Raw genomic sequence first — 16,500 nt, 5'->3', positions numbered from 1 at the left:
GTGCTGACAGTCAGAACTCGACGCCCGGCTGGGCCTTGATGCCGGAGCGGAACGGATGTTTCACCAATGTCATCTCGGTGACGAGGTCGGCAATCTCGATCAGCTCCTCCTTGGCGTTGCGTCCGGTGAGCACGACATGCGTCATCGGCGGCTTCGACGTGGTCAGGAACTCGACGACATCGGCGATCGCCAGATAGTCATACCGAAGCGCGATGTTGATCTCGTCGAGCACCACCATCCGCAGGCTCGGATCCGCGATCAGCTGCTTGGCTTTTTCCCAGCCGGCCTGCGCCGCCGCGATGTCGCGGGCGCGGTCCTGCGTCTCCCAGGTAAAGCCTTCGCCCATCGCATGGAATTGACAGAGATCGCCGAAATGCCTGGTGAGCAGCCGGCGCTCGCCGGTATCCCAGGCGCCCTTGATGAATTGCACCACGGCGCAGGGAAAGCCGTGCGCCACGCAGCGCACGATCATGCCGAAGGCGGAGGAGGATTTTCCTTTGCCGGCGCCGGTATGAACGATGATCAGGCCCTTTTCACCGCTCTTGGTCGCCATGATCTTGTCGCGGGCGACCTTCTTTTTCGCCATTTTGGCCGCATGGCGTGCATCCAGCGAAGGGTCGGTGCCGACGTCGCCATCGTCAGCGTCGTTTCCATCAGAAATCATCACGTTCCTTCGGCTTGACAAGTGCGAGGCCAGGACGAATGGTGGCCATGCGTTGGTTCCTGTCCTACGACAGGCGAAGAGGGAATGCGATAGGGCTTGGACCGCAAGGTTTGCCCGAAGCGCAGCCGCCCCCGCGACCGTGACCGGAGAGATGCCCAAGCCACTGATTCCCTGATGGAGTCGGGAAGGTGGGCATCACGGGAGAAATCCTACTCCGCAAGCCGGGAGACCTGCCGACGCAGTGTGTTTGAGACCGGCGGACGGGGTGTTCCGCGACGGGGAACGAACCTGCTCACGTCAGGTTCGTGTGCCTCATCGCTTCCCGCAGTCAATCCAGGAAGGGCGATGAGCGTTACACTTCATGTCTGTATCACCTGTCGCGCCGGCCAGACGCTGGCCGAAGGCGACCTCGCGCCCGGTGCGCGCCTGCATGCCGCGCTTGTTGAGGCCGGCGTGCCCGATGACGTCAATCTGGTTCCGGTCGAATGCCTGTCGGCTTGCAGCCAGGGCTGCTCGGTCGCACTCAGCGCGCCGGGGCGATGGTCCTATGTCTACGGCCGCCTGTCCGCTGACAATGCCGGGGATGTGATCGCCGGCGCCTCCGCCTATGCCGCGGCGCCCGACGGCATCGTGCCGTGGCGCAGCCGCCCGGAAATCTTTCGCAAGCAATCGCTTGCCCGCATTCCGCCCATCGCCGTCGTGCCGGAGGCCGCAGAATGATGACGCTCGCCAAGGTTCCGGTCACCGTCGTGACCGGCTTTCTCGGGTCCGGCAAGACGACGTTGATTCAGCATCTGATCCGGAATGCCAACGGCAAGAAGCTCGCGGTGCTGGTGAACGAATTCGGCAGCGAAGGCGTCGACGGCGAGATCCTGAAGTCCTGCGCCGACGCCAATTGCCCGACCGAGAACATCGTCGAGCTCGCCAATGGCTGCATCTGCTGCACCGTCGCCGACGATTTCATCCCGGCCATGGAGCAGTTGCTCGCGCGCCCTGTGAGGCCCGATCACATTGTGATCGAGACGTCGGGTCTCGCGCTGCCGAAGCCGTTGCTGAAGGCGTTCGACTGGCCGGAGATCCGCTCGCGGATCACGGTCGACGGCGTGATCGCGCTGGCCGATGCGGAGGCCGTTGCCGCCGGCCGCTTTGCGCCTGATCCCGCCGCGGTGGATGCGCAGCGCGCGGCCGACGACAATCTCGATCACGAGACGCCGCTGTCCGAAGTGTTCGAGGACCAGATCGCCTGTGCCGATATCGTGCTGCTGACCAAGGCCGATCTCGCCGGAGCCGAGGGCATCAAGGCGGCCAAGGCAGTGATCGCGGCCGAGATGCCGCGCGAGGTGCCGATGTTGCCCATCGTCGACGGCGCCATCGACGCCCGCGTGATCCTCGGTCTTGAAGCCGCGGCAGAGGACGACCTCGCGTCCCGGCCGTCCCACCATGACGGCGAGGACGACCACGAGCACAACGACTTCAATTCCGTGGTGATCGATCTTCCGGAGATCGCCGATGTCGATGCGCTCGTCGCCTCGATCAAGGGGCTGGCACGCGAGCAGAACGTGCTGCGCGCCAAGGGCTATATCGCGGTCGAAGGCAAGCCGATGCGGTTGCTCGTGCAATCGGTCGGCGAGCGGGTGAGGCATCAGTTCGACATGCCCTGGGGCGCGCGGGCGCGGCAGTCGAAGCTCGTCGTGATCGGCGAACACGGCGACATCGATGAAGCCGCGATCCGGGCGCGACTAGGTGTCTGATGCACGTCGTCTTCCGCGAGAGCCGCGGCCTTGAGGAGACCGCGACGCCAAGGGACCTCGGCCAGGATCCGGCCGATCTCGTGGTGTTGTCGTTTTCCGACAGCGATCTCGCCGCGTTCGCGGCCGGCTGGCGGCGGGGCCGCGCCGCGCTGCCGTCGCTGCGGCTCGCCAATCTCGCGGAGCTGCGCCACCCGCTGTCGGTCGATACCTATATCGAGCGAACGCTGTCGCAGGCGCGCGGCATCCTGGTGCGGCTGATCGGCGGCGAGCCCTATTGGTCGTACGGGCTGGCCGCGGTGCATCGTCTGGCGAAGGAACATGGCATCGCCCTGGTGGTGCTGCCGGCGGATGGCCGCGACGATTTGCGGCTGGATGAATTTTCAACGCTGCCGGTCTCGACGCTCCGGCGGCTCAAGGTGCTGTGCGACAAGGGCGGCCCGGTTGCCGCACAGGCCGTGATCGCGCAACTGGCGCTGGCGTCTGGCCTTTATGCCGGGCCGGTCGTCGGCGAGATCGATCTTCCCGAGATCGGCGTCTACGATTCGCGGCGCGGTGCCGTTGCGGCGCTGCCGGCATCGGATGGCCGGCCGCTTGTGCTGGTGACTTTCTATCGCTCCTATCTGGCGGCCGGCGATACGGCACCGGTCGATGCATTGATCGATGCCTTGCGCGCGAAGGGATTCGATGCCCACGGCGTGTTCGTCACCTCGTTGAAGGCGGCGGGCGCCGCCGATTGGCTGCGCGCTCAGTTCGCGCAATGCAGCCCGGCCGCCATCGTCAACGTGACCGCGTTCTCCGCGGCGGGTGACGACGGTACGACGCCGTTCGATGCCGCATCGTGCCCGGTGTTCCAGGTCGCTCTGTCGACGGCGCAGCGTGAGGATTGGGCCTTGTCGCTGCGCGGCCTGTCGCCCAGCGATCTCGCGATGCATGTGGTGTTGCCGGAGGTCGACGGCCGCCTGTTCACAGGTGTCGTGAGCTTCAAATCGCCCGGTGAGCGCGATCCCGATCTGCAGTTCGCGCATCTTGCGCATCGGCCGGATGCCGAGCGCGTCGCAGCGGTCGCTGCCCGCGTGGCAGCCTGGCATCGGCTTGCCGGCAAGCCGCCGCAGGAGAAGCAGCTCGCGCTCGTACTCTCGAACTATCCCGGTCGTCCGCATCAGATCGCGCATGCCGTTGGTCTTGATGCGCTTGCCTCGCTGGAGGTGTTGCTGACCGATCTTGCGGCCGCAGGCTTTGATCTCACGCCAGTGGGGTCCGTGGGCAATGTTCTTTTGCGCCGGACGTTGACGTGGGGCGTGGCCGAATATCGCGCGGCGATGTCCAGCCTTCCGCAGCAGCTCCAGGACGATCTTTCACGCGCATGGGGCGCGCCGGAGGATGATCCCGATTGCCGCGACGGCGCGTTTCATTTCGCGGCGATCCCGAGCGGCAAGTCGATCATCGCGGTTCAGCCGGAACGCGGTGAGGTCGGCCAGCGCGATGCCGACTATCACGATCTCTCGCGCACGCCGCGCCATGCCTATGTCGCGTTCTATCTGTGGCTCAGGCAGCAGGGCATCGATGCCGTCGTCCATATGGGCGCGCATGGAACGCTGGAATGGCTGCCCGGCAAGTCGGTTGCGCTGTCATCCGCATGCTGGCCGGAAGCGCTGATCGGCGATCTGCCGGTTGTCTATCCCTTCATCGTCAACGACCCCGGCGAGGCCGCGCAAGCCAAGCGCCGGATCGGTGCCGTGACGATCGGCCACCTGCCGCCGCCGCTGGCGCAGGCGGCGGTGCCGGAGGCCTTGCGCAGTCTCGAGCGTTTGCTCGATGAATATTCGACTGCGGACGGCCTCGATCCGGCGCGGCGGCAGCGCCTGATTGCCGCGATTCGCGAGGAAGCGCGCATCGCCGGGCTGGAGGACGATCTCGGTCTCGCGGCGTCAGTCTCCGCGGCCGAGGCCATTCCGCAGATTGATCGTTTCGTGTGCGATCTCAAGGAAAGCCAGTTCGGCGACGGCCTGCATGTGTTCGGGCAAGGTGCTTGCGGCGAGGCGGAGAGGGCGGCGCTGCGTGATGCGCTGGCCGGCCGGCGGGTTGCGCCGGGTCCGTCGGGCTCGCCCTATCGCGGACGGAGTGACGTGCTGCCGACCGGACGCAATCTGTTTGCGGTCGATCCGCGCGCGGTGCCGACGCCGTCGGCGCATGCGCAGGGCGTGAAGCTCGCCGAAGAGCTGCTGCGCCGACATTTGCAGGATCACGGCGATTGGCCGAAAGGATTGGTCGTCGATCTCTGGGGATCGTCGACGATGCGCACCGCCGGCGAGGACTTTGCGATGGCGCTGCATCTCGCCGGGATCTCGCGCCGCGCTGGGATCATGGGTCGGGCCGGGTGTCGGGCTACGACATCATCGCGCCGGCAGAGCTCGGCCGTCCGCGCATCGACGTGACGCTGCGCGTGTCGGGGCTGTTCCGCGACGTCTTCTCGGGGCTTGCGCAGTTGTTCGAAGCTGCGACCGAGGCGTTGTCCGAACGCAGCGAGGAGAGCGACGAGAATCCTTACCGGCAGCGTCTCTCGCGCGTGTTCGGGCCTCGTCCCGGACATTATGGCGCCGGCATCGCGTCCGTCCCGGACGTCTTCACGGAGGAGGCGCGCGACGCGGCCGGCGAAGCCTGGCTGTCGGCATCGTCCTGGGCCATTGCATCCGATGGCGAGATCAGGCCTCACCGCGCGGGCATCGAGGCACGGCTCGCCTCTGCCGACAGCTTCGTCCACACCCAGGACTTGCCGGAGACCGACTTGTTGCTGGCGGCGGACTATGCCGCGCATGAGGCCGGCATCGCTGCCGCGGCGCGGCGGCTCGGTGCAAAAGTCCCGTCGCTCTATCACCTCGATGCGACGCGGCCAGATCAGCCGCATGCGCGGTCGTTGACCGAGGAGATCTCGCTTGTGGTGCGGGCGCGCGCCGCCAATCCCGCGTGGATCGCCGGCATGATGCGCCACGGCTTCCGCGGCGCCGCCGAAATCTCGGCGACCCTGGAGCACATGGCGGCGTTCGCGCATCTCGCCGGCGTAGTGCCGCCGCATCTGTTCGACCTCTATTACGACGCGACGCTCGGCAATGACGACGTCCGCGGCTTCATGGCGCGCGAGAATCCGGCTGCGCTAGCCGCGATCGAAACCTGCCTCACCCGGCTGCACGAGGCGTCGCTCTGGCAGACGCGGCGCAATTCGATCGCGGCGGCGCTGCAGGAGGCCTCATGAGCGCGGTCGCGATCAAGGGCTGGTGTCCGGGCGCGCTGCGGCCGATGCTATCAGGCGATGGCCTCGTGGTGCGCATCCGTCCGCGCGGCGGGCGGCTGGACGCGGCGCAGGTGGCGGGAATTGCTGAGCTCGCTGCGCGATACGGCAACGGCCTGATCGATCTGACCAGCCGCGCCAATCTCCAGATCCGCGGCGTCGGCGATGAGGGCTATCCCGCCTTGATCGATGGGCTCGCCGAGCTCGGGTTGCTGGACACGGATTCGGATACCGAGGCGCAGCGCAACGTTCTGGTGACGCCGTTCTGGACCGCCGATGACGACACGCCTTTGCTCGCGGCCGAGCTTGAGCGAGCGCTCGCCAGCGGGTCGCTCGGTCTTCCGACCAAGTTCGGCTTCGCAATCGATGATGGCAGCGAGCGGGTGCTGGCCGGCGCGTCTGCGGATATCAGGATCGAGCGCGATCGCAACGGCGGACTGCTGGTGCGTGCCGATGGCGCGCAACTCGGGCTTTCCGTCACGCGGCGCGAGGCCATGCAAGTCGCGCTGGCGCTGGCCGAATGGTTTGTCGCCTCCGGCGGAGCCAGGGGTGAGAAGCGGCGGATGGCAGCCCACCTTGCGGGCGGCGCGAGCTTGCCCGACTGCCTTCGCGGTGATGCCGAGCCGGCGCCGCGATCAGCAGAGCCCGTGCCCGGCCTCTATCCGACTGGCGCGCTGGTTGGCCTGGCCTTCGGGCAGATGCCGCACCAGACGCTCAGCCATCTTGCCGGATCCGCGCTGGCTCTCCGCATGACGCCGTGGCGGATGGTGCTGGCGGAGGGGATGCATGAGATGCCCTGCGGCGCGGACCTGGTCACCGATCTCGATGATCCGGCGCTTCGCGTGATCGCTTGCAGCGGCGCACCGCGTTGTCGTGAGGCGCATGCCGACACGCGTGCATTGGCATCGGCGCTTGCATCCTTTGTCCCGGCGGATGCCCGGCTTCACGTGTCCGGCTGCGCCAAGGGCTGTGCCCATTCCGGTTCGGCCGACGTCACCCTGGTTGCGTCAAGCGAGGGCTTTGACCTCATCCGTTGCGGCACGACGCGGGATGCGCCGGTCCTGCGAGGGCTCACCCGTTCGGACCTCGTCGCAAATACCTCCGTGCTGATGGGAGGCCATTGATGCCGCACGTCTATGAGACCGATGGTGCGGCGATCTATCGCCAGTCCTTTGCGACGATCCGGTCGGAGGCCGACCTTGCCCGTTTCACGCCCGACGAGGAACCGGTGGTCGTGCGCATGATCCACGCGGCGGGCATGGTGGGCCTGGAAGCGCATGTCCGCTTCACGCCCGGCATGGCCGCGAGTGCACGAGCAGCCTTGCAGAACGGCGCGCCGATTCTTTGCGATGCGCGGATGGTGTCGGAGGGCATCACGCGCGCACGGCTGCCGGCCGGCAACGCCGTGATCTGCACGCTCGGTGATCCCCAGATTCCTGCACTCGTGCAGTCGATGCGCAATACGCGCTCCGCGGCGGCGCTCGAACTGTGGCGGCCGCATCTGGCCGGCGCCATCGTCGCGATCGGCAACGCGCCGACGGCGCTGTTCCACCTGCTCAACAATGCTGGAGGATGCCGACTGTCCACGGCCGGCGGCGATCATCGGCTGTCCGGTCGGCTTCGTCGGTGCCGCCGAATCCAAGGCGGCATTGATGGCTGCGCCGCCGGTGCCGGCGCTGACGGTTGAGGGACGTCTCGGTGGTTCGGCGATCACGGTCGCCGCCGTCAATGCGCTGGCGAGCCGGAGCGAATAGCGATGGGACGCATCATTTGCTGCGGCCTCGGCCCAGGCGATCCGGATTTGATGAGCGTGCGCGCCGACCGCATGGTGCGGACCGCAAAGCATGTCGCCTATTTTCGCAAGAAGGGACAGCTCGGGCAGGCGCGGCGCATCGTCGACGGCATGCTCGCCGCCGACGTCAGCGAATATCCGATGGAATATCCGGTCACCACGGAGATCGGTTTTGACAGTCCCGAATACGCGCGGCTGCTCGCGGGCTTCTATGACGAATGGGCCGAGCGCCTGGCGCGGCTTGCGCGCGCGATCGACGTCGTCGTGCTCTGCGAGGGCGATCCTTATTTCTACGGCTCGTTCATGCACCTGCATGCGCGCCTGCGGGGGCGGGTCGAGGTCGAGATGATCGCCGGCATTCCCGGCATGGTCGGCTGCTGGAATGCGGTCGGCCAGCCGATCGCGCTCGCCGACGATGTGACCACCGTGCTGATGGGCACGCTGCCGGAGGCGGAACTTGCACAGCGGATGCAGAGCTCCGACGCGCTCATCGTGATGAAGACCGGCCGCAATCTTCCGAAGATCCGCCGCGCGCTCGCGTCCGCGGGCCGTCTCGACGACGCGTGGCTCGTCGAACGCGGCACCATGCCCGATCAGCGCGTCGCCCGGCTCGCCGATATCGCCGAGGCCGACTGTCCGTATTTTGCGATCGTGCTGGTGCACGGGCTGGGGCGGCGCAGGGAGGTGGCGCAATGACCGGCACGCTGACCATCGCGGGCCTGGGGCCGGGCGACGAAGCGCTGATCACGCCGGAGGTCTCCGCTGCGCTGGCAATGGCGACCGACATCGTCGGCTATGCGCCGTACGTGACGCGCGTGCCGCCGCGCGAAGGGCTCACGCTGCATCCATCCGACAACCGCGTTGAGTTGCAGCGCGCCGCTGAGGCGCTGCGGCTTGCGGCCGAAGGGCGGCAAGTCGTCGTGGTGTCCTCGGGTGACCCCGGGGTCTTCGCGATGGCATCCGCCGTGTTCGAAGCGCTCGAGGACGCGCCGCAATGGCACGACCTGCCGATCCGCGTTCTGCCCGGCGTAACGGCGATGCTGGCGGCTGCCGCCAGTGCCGGCGCGCCGCTCGGTCATGATTTTTGCGCGATCAATCTGTCCGACAATCTGAAGCCCTGGCCGCTGATCGAGCAGCGCCTGCGGTTCGCGGCCGAAGCCGATTTCGCGATCGCGATGTACAATCCGCGCTCGGCCAGCCGCCCTGATGGCTTTGCGCGGACGCTCGAGATTTTGAAAGAGGCGGGCTGCGGCGAGCGCATTGTGATTTTCGCGCGCGCTGTCAGCACACCCGAGCAGCGGATCGAGGCGGTCGAATTGCGCGACGCGAGGCCCGAGATGGCCGACATGCGGACGCTTGTGATCGTCGGCAATTCGACAACGCGGCGGGTCGGCCGCTGGGTCTATGCGCCGAGGCAGGTTCGATGACCGAGCCATTCCATCACCTCGCTCACGCTTTCGACCCGCGGCCTCTCCGGCAGCAGCGGCCGCGTGATCATGATGACGGGCAGGCCAAGCGCGCGGGCGGCGTCGATCTTGGCGCGCGCGCCACCTCCGCCGGAATTGCGAGCGACGATCCACGCGATGGAGCGCGCACGCATCAGCGCGTGCTCGCTCTCGAGTGTGAATGGGCCGCGCGAGACGATGACGTCGGCACCGGGCAACGGCAGCGTCTCCTCCGGCGGATCGACGAAACGCAACGTATAGGCATGCTGCGGCCGGCTACCGAACGGCGCGATGTGCTGGCGGCCGATCGCGAGGAACACGTTGGCGCGGCTGTCCGGCAACGCCGCGACCGCCGAGACGACGTCCGCGACCTCGATCCAGCGGTCGCCGGAGGTCTTGGCCCAGGGGGCACGTTCGAGCGCGAGCAGCGGCGTTGCGGTTTGCGCGCAGGCGGCGATCGCGTTGCGGCTCATCTCGGCCGCGAAGGGATGCGTCGCGTCGATCACATGCGTGATGCCTTCGCGACGCAGATAGTCGGCGAGACCGCTGACGCCGCCGAAGCCGCCGATCCGGGTCGGCAGAGGTTGTTCCGCGGGAGCGGCGGTGCGCCCGCCATAGGAATAGACCGCGTCGATCCCCGCGCGGGCGATCGCAGCGGCAAGCAAATTGGCGTCGGCCGTTCCGCCCAGGATCAGGGCGCGCATCATGGGTAGTCCCTGGTTGACCATCATCGGCATCGGCGAAGATGGCCTTGCCGGCCTCTCCGACGCAAGCCGAAAGGCGCTTGGTGAAGCCGAAACGGTGTTCGGCGGCGAAAGGCATCTGGCGCTGGCCGGAATCGCCGAGCGCGGCCGCGTTTGGCCGGTGCAGTTCGACGCGGAGATCGTGCTCGAATGCCGCGGTCGCCCGACGGTCGTGCTTGCCTCGGGTGATCCGTTCTGGCATGGCGTCGGCGGAAGCCTCGTCGGGAAATTGCAGCTAGGCGAGTGGGTCGCCCATTCCGCGCCGTCGACGTTCTCGCTGGCGGCGGCACGTTTGGGCTGGCGGCTCGAGAATGTCGTCTGTCTCGGTCTTCATGCCGCACCCTTCGAACGGCTGTTACCGCATCTGGCGCGCGGTGCACGGATCATTTGCCTGGTGCGCGACGGCAGCGCGGCTTCCGATCTCGCGCGCTGGCTCACGGACCATGGCTGGGGGGTGTCGGCGGTGTGGACGCTTTCGGCGCTTGGCGGACCGCGTGAGTCCATCGCGCAGCATCGCGCTGACAGCTATGCCGGCGATTCAAGCGACGGTCTCGTCGCTGTTGCGCTGGAGGCCGCGGGAGCGCAGGGGATCGCGCGCAGCTCGGGTCTGCCCGACGCACTGTTCGTGCATGACGGGCAACTGACCAAGCGGCCGGTCCGCGCGCTTGCGCTGTCGGCGCTTTCGCCGCGGCCGGGTGAGCGGCTGTGGGATATCGGCGCGGGCTCGGGTTCGATCTCGGTCGAATGGGCGCTTTGCGGCGGGACGGCGATCGCCGTCGAGGCCCGCGGCGAACGCGCCGCCAACATCCGCAGCAATGCGGCGAGCTTCGGCTTGACGCATCGGGTCACCGTCATCGAGGGCAAGGCCCCCGGTGCTTTGTCGAGCCTTGAGGTGCCCGATGCGGTGTTCGTCGGTGGTGGCCTCGATGCTGATATGTTCGATGCGATCTGGTCGCGCATTTCATCGGGAACGCGACTGGTTGCGCATGCGGTGACCCTGGAAACCGAGGCGCTGCTTTCCGATCTGCATCAGCGCCTTGGCGGCGAACTGGTGCGGATCGAGATCGCGCAGGCTGAGCCGTTAGGCCGCTATCGCTCCTGGAAAGCCGCGCGGCCGATCGTGCAATGGAGCGCGGTCCGATGAAGGTCGCGGGCTTGGGGTTCAGGAGCAATGCCAGTGTCGCGTCGTTGCGCGAAGCGCTCGACGCGGCCGGCGGGCCAGAAGGCCTTGCGGCGGTTGCGACGGTGAGTGACAAGGCCGGTGCGATGGCATTGCGAGCACTGGCACAGGGACTGGGGTTGCCGATCCGGGGCATTCCCGCCGAAGTACTGGCTGAGGTGCAAACCGCGACACAGTCCGAATTCATCAGGGCCAGGTTCGGGACGGGTTCGGTGGCCGAAGCAGCCGCGGTCGCAGCCGCCGGGCGCGGCGCGCGCCTGATTTCGGTCAGGGCCGTGTCGCAGGATCGGACGGCCACTGCGGCGATCGCAGAAGGAGACGGCGAATGACGGTGCATTTCATCGGCGCGGGGCCGGGCGCCGCCGATCTCTTGACCCTGCGGGGCCGCGATCTCATCGCCGCTTGCCCGGTTTGTCTTTACGCCGGATCGTTGGTCCCCGAGGGCGTGCTGGCGCATTGCCCGAAGGATGCGCGCATCGTCAATACGGCGCCGCTCTCGCTCGACGAGATCATCGCCGAGATCGCCGCGGCGCATGCCGAGGGCAAGGACGTGGCGCGGCTGCATTCGGGTGATCTCTCGATCTGGTCGGCGATGGGGGAGCAGCTGCGCCGGTTGCGCGCGTTGCAGATTCCCTATTCGGTCACGCCCGGCGTGCCGGCGTTCTCGGCGGCCGCTGCGGCACTGGAGGCCGAACTGACGCTGCCGGGCCTCGCGCAATCGGTGGTGCTGACGCGCACGCCGGGCAGGGCGAGCGCGATGCCTGACGGCGAGACGCTCGCGGCCTTTGCCGCGACCGGTGCGGTGCTTGCGATCCATCTGTCGATCCATCTGCTGGACAACGTCATAGCCGAGCTGACGCCGCACTATGGCGCGGATTGTCCGGTGGCGATCGTCTGGCGCGCGAGCTGGCCGGAGCAGCGCATCGTGCGCGCCACGCTTGCGACCCTCGATGCCGCGGTCGGCCCGGAACTCGAACGCACCGCGCTCATCCTGGTCGGCAAGACGCTCGGCGCCGGCGAGTTCGCCGAGAGCCGCCTCTATGCGGCCGACTATGACCGCCGCTACCGGCCGATGGGGCCGGAGCCACGCTTTCCGGAATCATCGCGATGACCGCCGGGCTCGTGATCTCGGCACCGGCATCCGGCGTCGGCAAGACGACGCTGACCCTGGCGCTGGCGCGCGCCTATCGCAATCGCAGCGTGAGGGTGCAATGCCTCAAGAGCGGGCCGGACTATATCGATCCGGCTTTTCACGCGGTCGCGACCGGACGCGCATCCGTCAACATCGACAGCTGGGCGATGTCGCGCGAGGCGATCGCGCGTCTGGCAAGCCGCGGCGCGGACGCCGATCTCGTGCTGGCCGAAGGCTCGATGGGATTGTTTGACGGCGTGGCGATGCACGGCGTTTCGGGTACCGGCGCCACTGCCGATATTGCCGAGATGATGGGATGGCCGGTGCTGCTGGTGATCGACCCCTCCGGCCAGGCACAGACCGCAGCGGCAGTCGCAGCGGGATTGCGCGATTTTCGCGCCGGCGTGCGGCTTGCGGGTGTCGTGCTGAACCGCGTCGCCAGTCCGCGGCACGAAGCGCTGGTGCGCGCCGCCATGGCGGGCGCGGGCATTCCGGTGTTGGGTGCGCTGCCCCGACACGCCGAGATTGCCTTGCCGAAGCGGCATCTCGGCCTGGTGCAGGCCGAAGAGCAGGCCGAGATCGACGGTCTGATCGATGAGGCCGCGCGTTTCGTCGCCGAGCATGTCGATCTCGACGCCGTGCTGAAATCGGCGCGCGCCTGGTCGCCGCAATCGGCCGTGCGGAGCCTCGACATCACGCCGCCAGGCCAGCGCATTGCGCTTGCGCGCGACGCCGCGTTCTCCTTTGTCTACCCGCATATGCTGGAAGCCTGGCGCGCGGCCGGCGCCGAGATCGTGACGTTCTCGCCGCTTGCCGACGAAGCTCCCGACGCGGACGCCGATGCGTGCTGGCTGCCCGGCGGTTATCCTGAACTGCATGCCGCCCGGCTTGCCGCCAACAAGCGGTTTCTTGGGCAGCTGCGTGCCTTTGCGGAGACGAAGCCGGTGCATGGCGAGTGCGGAGGCTACATGGTGCTGGGTGCCGCGTTGACCGATGCCGAAGGCGTGCGCCATGAGATGGCGGGATTGCTCGGCCTTGAGACCAGCTATGCCAAGCGGCGCATGCATCTGGGCTACCGGCTCGCCGAGCTTGCCGCTGCGATGCCCGGGCACGGTCCCGGCGCACGCCTGCGCGGCCACGAATTTCACTATTCGACGATCATCGCGCAGCCGGATACGCCGCTCGCGGTGGTGCGTGATGCGACCGGCGCGATTGTTGCGGAGACGGGGTCGCGGCGCGGCAATGCAACCGGTACATTCTTCCATTTGATTGTGGAGGACCGGTGAGCGGATTCGTTTCCTTCGTGTCGGCCGGCCCAGGCGATCCCGAGCTCCTGACCATGAAGGGAGCCGCCCGGCTGCGCGAGGCCGACGTGGTGCTCTATGATGACCTCGCCTCCGGCGCGATCCTCGATCTCGCACGCCCCGGCGCCAACCTCGTCGCGGTCGGCAAGCGCGCCGGCCGGCTCTCGGCCCGGCAGCATCATGTCAGCCGGCTGCTGGTCGACTATGCGGCGACCGGCGTGCGGGTGGTGCGGCTGAAGTCCGGCGATGCCGGCATCTTTGGACGGCTTGAGGAGGAGATCGAGGCGTTGCGCGCGGCCGGCATCGGCTACGAGATCATTCCCGGCGTGACCTCGGCCTCGGTGGCCACGGCGCGGGCCGGCATTCCGCTGACGCGGCGGCTGACCTCGCGCCGCGTCCAGTTCGTGACCGGTGCCGATGTCACGGGCGAATTGCCCGCGGATTTGAATTGGGCGGCGCTGGCCGATCCGGAAGCCACCACCGTCGTCTATATGGGCCGGCGCACCTTTCCGGCCCTGGCGGCAAGGCTGATCGCGCATGGCCTCGCTCCCGAGACGCCTGCACTGTTGGCGGAGTCGCTCGGCCATGCCGACGAGCGGCTCGTTCGCACCACGATCGCAGAGCTTGCCGAACGGCTCACGCATGCAGGCGCTGCCACCGCGGCTGCCGTTATCCTGTTCGGCGCGCTGGCGCCGGAGCAAGGTTGATACGGCCATGTTGACGCTTTCCCTGATCGGTATCGGATGTGGCGATCCGCAGCAGCTCACGCTTGCTGCGATCACCGCCATCAATGCCGCCGACCTGGTCCTGATCCCGCGCAAGGGGACCGCGAAGTCGGATCTTGCCGACTTGCGCCGAACGATCTGCGCAGAGGCGTTGAACAACGACCGCACGCGGATTGCGGAATTCGACCTGCCGGTGCGTGACGCCGGCGAGGCGGACTATCGCAAGGGCGTCGACGATTGGCACGATGCGGTCGCCCCAACCTGGTCACAGGAAATCGCGCGCCATCTCGGCGGCGAGGGGCGCGTCGCCCTGCTGATCTGGGGCGATCCTTCGCTCTACGATTCGAGCCTGCGGATTGCGCGACGGCTCGATCCGCTGCCGTCGATCGAGGTGATCCCGGGCATCACGTCGATCCAGGCGCTGTGCGCGGCGCATGCGCTGCCGCTCAACGAGATCGGCGAGCCGTTCCTGGTCACGACAGGCAGGCGGCTCCGCGAGGCCGGTTGGCCGCCGGGCGTCGACACCATCGTCGTGATGCTCGACGGCGGCGCGGCATTCCAGACGCTGGATCCGGAGGGCCTGGAGATCTGGTGGGGCGCCTATCTCGGCATGCCCGATCAGATCCTCATGGCGGGCGAGCTGGCCGAGGCAGGCCCTCGCATTGTCGCCGCGCGCTGCGATGCGCGTGAGCGGCACGGCTGGATCATGGACAGCTACGTCCTCAAGCGGCGATCGTGATCGAGGGATCGTGTCGGCGTTCCACGCAGCAGGGCTGCTATCCGTTCTTCAGCCCGCGAATAGAGGGTTGGATCGTCAGGCGGTAGGCGACGAGCGCGTCGCCATCGAACTGCTCAAGGGTTGTCTCGCAGACCGGGCAGCGATACTCGCCCTTGCTTCCTGATCCGGATGCCAGCTCAAGGCGCCGGAATCCAGCCCCGCAGCGCGGACATGTGACGTCGCCCTTCTTCATCAACTCACCCCAGAACAACACCGGCGGTATCTTGTAACCCGGAGCGCGCGGCAGAACTATGGTCATGGCCGGGAGAGCGGCCGATCATTCCTGCATGGCAACGCCGATGCGATCGAGAGAGATCGAACATCCAGACCGCCCGTCCGGTCCCGCACAGGAACGGACCGGCAACTGCAACGGATTCCGCAAACTCGGCAACCGCTTATGGCGTGACGTCGAGGTCCGATCTGAGCTCGCCCGCACCGCAACAATGGCTGCGATGTCGCGAGGCCCGCGCTTTCCCCGCCCCCCGATCAACGCGCGATCGCCGGCGAACCCGAGGTTCGCCGGCGATCCATCAACGGACGCCACCGATTGCCGCGTCAGGCGAACCACGTCCTGCCTCAGAAGGTAGAGCGACACGGCGAGCAGAACGACGTCCTTCATCAGGAAGGGCACGTTGCCGGTCATTGCAGGGAAGCCTCCCGCGGCAACGTCCCAGCCATCAGGCATGAACGGGATGACGGTGACGGTTGCGATGAAAGTGCCGGTCGAGCCGAGGGCGCCGAGCACGCCGAGGCGCTTGTCCCAGAACCCCGCCAGCAGCAGCGAGCCGAACGTCCACTCCGAGGCGCCGAGGAAGTAGCTGGCGCCGGCATGGCCGAGGGCTGGATAGAGCCACCAGATCAGCGGCCCGTTGCTGATGAACGGGACCAGCCGTTCGAATTCGTACGGAAACCACTTCTGGTAACCGAAGAACAGGAACATGATCACCATCGCGGCGCGGACGACGTGGTAGTCGAGATCTTCGGTGAGCAGGCCGGACCTGTACAGCGTGCGGACAAGTGCACTTTGTGTGGTGTTGGAAAGCGTGGTCATGGTCGTGATCCCTTCGTGTGACATCGCGCGGTTGCTCTAGGCGACCGCGGGGAAGTCGATGTCGGTGTCGTTGATGCGGTTGAAGACGTTGGTGAAGACGATGGTCGCGAACGCCAGGCTGATCTCGACCAGCTGCGCGTCGCTGTAGCCGGTGGCCCTGATCGCGGCGAAATCCGCGTCGCTGACGGTGCCGCTCGACTGTGCGAGCTTGCGGACGAAATGCACCAGCGCATCGCGCTTGGCGTCACCGGTCGGCGCGCCGTCGCGGATCTGCTGGAGGACGTCCGCGTTCACGCCGGCCAGCCTGGCGAGATGGGAATGCGCGGCGACACAGTAGTCGCAGCCGCCGGCGGCGCTGACGACGAGCTTGATGATCTCCCGATCGCGCTTGGAAAGGCTTCCGCTGGCGAGCACCGCATCGGCGGCGAGCATCGACTTGAGCGCGGCCGGGCCGTGGGCGGCGATCGCCGCGTAGGCGTTCGGGACGCTGCCGGCCGCCTTCTTGATCTGGGCGTAGATCTGGCCCGAGGGGCCGGTATCGGTTTCGAGATTGGGGACTGAGAGACGGGACATGGTGGCACTCCTTGTTGGGGTTGGTGAACGATTGCGGAGTGACAATAGGAGCGACATGTGAGACAATGAATGTCGA

At 67.3% G+C, this 16,500-nt stretch carries 16 protein-coding genes, 2 pseudogenes and 1 riboswitch; of the genes and pseudogenes, 13 read left to right on the top strand and 5 right to left on the bottom strand.

Annotated elements, in window-relative coordinates; genetic code table 11:
- Positions 1-10: 10 nt before the first annotated feature.
- Positions 11-664, bottom strand: coding sequence for a cob(I)yrinic acid a,c-diamide adenosyltransferase (gene cobO, locus ACVW1C_RS05695; protein WP_456757564.1), 654 nt, complete (start codon positions 662-664; stop codon positions 11-13).
- Between the two features lie 36 nt (positions 665-700).
- Positions 701-916, top strand: a riboswitch (cobalamin riboswitch).
- A 93-nt stretch (positions 917-1,009) separates the two neighbouring features.
- Here cobO and ACVW1C_RS05690 point away from each other — a divergent pair.
- From ACVW1C_RS05690 to cobJ, 7 genes and pseudogenes are all read left to right on the top strand, one after another.
- Positions 1,010-1,384 (top strand): DUF1636 family protein, encoded by a 375-nt coding sequence (locus ACVW1C_RS05690; RefSeq protein ID WP_456757563.1) that lies wholly within the window; start codon positions 1,010-1,012, stop codon positions 1,382-1,384.
- Positions 1,381-2,415: a cobalamin biosynthesis protein CobW gene (gene cobW / locus ACVW1C_RS05685; protein WP_456757562.1), complete on the top strand. Its 1,035-nt coding sequence runs from the start codon at positions 1,381-1,383 to the stop codon at positions 2,413-2,415. Before ACVW1C_RS05690 ends, cobW begins: the two co-directional genes overlap by 4 nt.
- Positions 2,415-5,665, top strand: a pseudogene (cobN, locus tag ACVW1C_RS05680) (cobaltochelatase subunit CobN). Before cobW ends, cobN begins: the two are co-directional and overlap by 1 nt.
- Positions 5,662-6,825: a precorrin-3B synthase gene (gene cobG / locus ACVW1C_RS05675; protein ID WP_456757561.1), complete on the top strand. Its 1,164-nt coding sequence runs from the start codon at positions 5,662-5,664 to the stop codon at positions 6,823-6,825. Before cobN ends, cobG begins: the two are co-directional and overlap by 4 nt.
- Positions 6,825-7,455, top strand: a pseudogene (locus tag ACVW1C_RS05670) (precorrin-8X methylmutase). The gene cobG and the pseudogene ACVW1C_RS05670 overlap by 1 nt, the downstream one beginning before the upstream one ends.
- A gap of 2 nt (positions 7,456-7,457) precedes the next feature.
- Positions 7,458-8,189 carry a precorrin-2 C(20)-methyltransferase gene (locus ACVW1C_RS05665; RefSeq protein WP_456757560.1) on the top strand — a complete coding sequence of 244 codons (732 nt, stop codon included), beginning with the start codon at positions 7,458-7,460 and terminating at the stop codon, positions 8,187-8,189.
- Positions 8,186-8,920 carry a precorrin-3B C(17)-methyltransferase gene (cobJ, locus tag ACVW1C_RS05660; protein WP_456757559.1) on the top strand — a complete coding sequence of 245 codons (735 nt, stop codon included), beginning with the start codon at positions 8,186-8,188 and terminating at the stop codon, positions 8,918-8,920. The genes ACVW1C_RS05665 and cobJ overlap by 4 nt, the downstream gene beginning before the upstream one ends.
- On the opposite strand, the gene ACVW1C_RS05655 is transcribed toward cobJ, so the two are convergent.
- Positions 8,896-9,645, bottom strand: coding sequence for a cobalt-precorrin-6A reductase (locus tag ACVW1C_RS05655; RefSeq protein WP_456757558.1), 750 nt, complete (start codon positions 9,643-9,645; stop codon positions 8,896-8,898). The genes cobJ and ACVW1C_RS05655 overlap by 25 nt on opposite strands.
- Between ACVW1C_RS05655 and cbiE the strand changes: the two genes are divergently transcribed.
- Genes cbiE through cobF form a run of 6 tightly spaced genes read left to right on the top strand, consistent with a single transcriptional unit; the run spans position 9,644 to position 14,761 of the window.
- Complete coding sequence (gene cbiE, locus ACVW1C_RS05650) at positions 9,644-10,825, top strand: precorrin-6y C5,15-methyltransferase (decarboxylating) subunit CbiE (RefSeq protein ID WP_456757557.1); 1,182 nt, start codon at positions 9,644-9,646, stop codon at positions 10,823-10,825. The genes ACVW1C_RS05655 and cbiE overlap by 2 nt on opposite strands.
- Entirely contained in the window at positions 10,822-11,190 is a 369-nt protein-coding gene (locus ACVW1C_RS05645) for a cobalamin biosynthesis protein (RefSeq protein WP_456757556.1), read from the top strand. Before cbiE ends, ACVW1C_RS05645 begins: the two co-directional genes overlap by 4 nt.
- A complete protein-coding gene (gene cobM, locus ACVW1C_RS05640; RefSeq protein ID WP_456757555.1) occupies positions 11,187-11,972 on the top strand; it encodes a precorrin-4 C(11)-methyltransferase in 786 nt (261 codons plus the stop codon). The genes ACVW1C_RS05645 and cobM overlap by 4 nt, the downstream gene beginning before the upstream one ends.
- Positions 11,969-13,279, top strand: a complete 1,311-nt coding sequence (locus ACVW1C_RS05635; RefSeq protein ID WP_456757554.1) for a cobyrinate a,c-diamide synthase — start codon at positions 11,969-11,971, stop codon at positions 13,277-13,279. Before cobM ends, ACVW1C_RS05635 begins: the two co-directional genes overlap by 4 nt.
- Positions 13,276-14,004, top strand: coding sequence for a uroporphyrinogen-III C-methyltransferase (gene cobA, locus ACVW1C_RS05630; RefSeq protein WP_456757553.1), 729 nt, complete (start codon positions 13,276-13,278; stop codon positions 14,002-14,004). The genes ACVW1C_RS05635 and cobA overlap by 4 nt, the downstream gene beginning before the upstream one ends.
- A gap of 7 nt (positions 14,005-14,011) precedes the next feature.
- Entirely contained in the window at positions 14,012-14,761 is a 750-nt protein-coding gene (gene cobF, locus ACVW1C_RS05625) for a precorrin-6A synthase (deacetylating) (RefSeq protein ID WP_456757552.1), read from the top strand.
- A 37-nt stretch (positions 14,762-14,798) separates the two neighbouring features.
- Here the strand turns inward: cobF and ACVW1C_RS05620 are convergent, their stop codons facing one another.
- From ACVW1C_RS05620 to ACVW1C_RS05610, 3 genes are all read right to left on the bottom strand, one after another.
- A complete protein-coding gene (locus ACVW1C_RS05620; RefSeq protein WP_456757551.1) occupies positions 14,799-14,993 on the bottom strand; it encodes a hypothetical protein in 195 nt (64 codons plus the stop codon).
- Positions 14,994-15,077: 84 nt separating this feature from the next.
- Positions 15,078-15,851: a YkgB family protein gene (locus ACVW1C_RS05615; protein WP_456757550.1), complete on the bottom strand. Its 774-nt coding sequence runs from the start codon at positions 15,849-15,851 to the stop codon at positions 15,078-15,080.
- A 36-nt stretch (positions 15,852-15,887) separates the two neighbouring features.
- The gene (locus ACVW1C_RS05610) at positions 15,888-16,424 is read right to left on the bottom strand and encodes a carboxymuconolactone decarboxylase family protein (RefSeq protein WP_456757549.1); all 537 of its coding nucleotides are present in this window, start codon (positions 16,422-16,424) and stop codon (positions 15,888-15,890) included.
- Positions 16,425-16,500 lie beyond the last annotated feature (76 nt).

Source organism: Bradyrhizobium sp. USDA 4011 (genome assembly GCF_054063415.1).
Note: the sequence above shows the minus strand (reverse complement) of the source record. Positions and strands in the feature narration are given on the sequence as shown.